At 64.7% G+C, this 1,382-nt stretch carries 2 protein-coding genes and 1 pseudogene; 1 reads left to right on the top strand and 2 read right to left on the bottom strand.

Annotation, left to right across the window (positions count from 1 at the left end):
• Nucleotides 1-45 precede the first annotated feature (45 nt).
• Complete coding sequence (gene istB / locus ACOI1H_RS25575; RefSeq protein ID WP_422441136.1) at nucleotides 46-861, bottom strand: IS21-like element helper ATPase IstB; 816 nt, start codon at nucleotides 859-861, stop codon at nucleotides 46-48.
• Nucleotides 858-1,067 carry a hypothetical protein gene (locus tag ACOI1H_RS25570; RefSeq protein WP_422441135.1) on the bottom strand — a complete coding sequence of 70 codons (210 nt, stop codon included), beginning with the start codon at nucleotides 1,065-1,067 and terminating at the stop codon, nucleotides 858-860. Before ACOI1H_RS25570 ends, istB begins: the two co-directional genes overlap by 4 nt.
• On the opposite strand from ACOI1H_RS25570, the pseudogene ACOI1H_RS25565 reads away from it, so the two are divergent.
• Nucleotides 1,041-1,382: pseudogene (locus tag ACOI1H_RS25565) on the top strand (hypothetical protein); the annotation flags it as partial. The gene ACOI1H_RS25570 and the pseudogene ACOI1H_RS25565 overlap by 27 nt on opposite strands.

Raw genomic sequence — 1,382 nt, 5'->3', positions numbered from 1 at the left:
TGGTTTTGAAGCCGCCGGGGTTGGTGTGTCGTTTGCAGTTCTGGCTCAGGTTTCTCCTTCGTTCTGGTTGTCGCTGTTGGTTGTCGCTGACGCTTCGTCCTGAGCATTCTTGTTGGAGGCAGCGGCGCGCTGACGGAAGCTTTCGGCGTTCATCTCGAGGATGCTTGCGTGGTGGACAAGGCCGTCGATGGCCGCGACGGTCATGGCCGTGTCCGGGAAGATCTGATCCCATCCGCTGAACGGCTGATTGGCCGCGATGGCAATGCTGCGGTATTCGTAGCGCCGGGCGATCAGTTCAAAGAGGACGCTGGTTTCGGCCTGATCCTTGTGGGCGTAGGTGATGTCGTCGAGGATGATCAGGTCGAACTTGTCGAGTTTTGCCAGTGCGGCCTCGAGGACGAGATGGCGGCGGGCCGCCTGGAGCCTTTGCACCAGATCGCTGGTCCGGGTGTAGAAGACGCAGCGTCCTGCCTCGATCAGAGCATGGCCGATCGCACACAGGATGTGTGTCTTGCCGGTGCCCGAATTGTTGATGGCGATCAGGTTGCCGCCCCCGTCCAGCCAGTCGCCGGCCGCCAAAGCCTCCGCCCGGGCGCGTGACAGGGTCGGCAGGGCCTTGAAATCGAAGGTCGCCAGCGTCTTGCCTGCGGGAAGCTGCGACTCGTTCAGATGGCGCCGGATGCGACGCATGTCGCGCTCGGCCAGTTCGTATTCCGCCAGCACGGCGAGGAAACGGGCGGCGGGCCAGCCTTCGGTGTCTGCACGCGCGGCGATCTCGGCCCAGAGTTTTTGGAAACTGGGCAGCCGCAGCGCGGTCAGCATGCTGGGCAGCGTGTGGATGTCGACCGCGCGGGCAGTCACGCGCTTGCCCCCAGCAGCACGTCGAAGCTGGCCAGCGATGGGTGGGCGACGGCGACATCCTTGGGCAACGTCATGAGCCTTGGCACCCGCCGTGAAGCCAGGGCCCTGGTGTCCGGCACCTGGCCCGCATAAAGGTCTGCCGCCAGCAGTTGCGCCAGTTCCGCCTCGCAGGCTTGCTCATGGGCGATGAAGAGCAGTTCGACCATGCGGCGGCAGGCATCCCGTCTCGGCAGGTCCCGTTGCAGCACCTTCGAGGCTTCGGCGTATTCGGTCCGGGGGAACAGGCTGTCGCGGTAGATCGAGCTCCACAGGGCCTGTCGAACCGGAGGTTTGCGTCGCAGGGCGTGGATGACATGGTGGTAGTTGATGACATGTCCGGTGGGGATGACGACGACGCAAGCAGCGGACCGTCATTCGACAGGATCGGCGGACGGATCGCCGCGGGGATCGTGCTGGCCTTCGGTCTGCTGGGCGGGATCGGAGGCTGGGCGGTCACGGCACATCTGACCGGTGCCGTCGTC

Source organism: Loktanella sp. DJP18 (genome assembly GCF_049310965.1).
GTDB lineage: Bacteria > Pseudomonadota > Alphaproteobacteria > Rhodobacterales > Rhodobacteraceae > Loktanella.
Note: the sequence above shows the minus strand (reverse complement) of the source record. Positions and strands in the feature narration are given on the sequence as shown.

Excerpts from the sequence above, each read along its gene's own strand:
- ACOI1H_RS25570 (WP_422441135.1), bottom strand. The coding sequence starts at position 1,067 with ATGGTCGAACTGCTCTTCATCGCCCATGAGCAAGCCTGCGAGGCGGAA.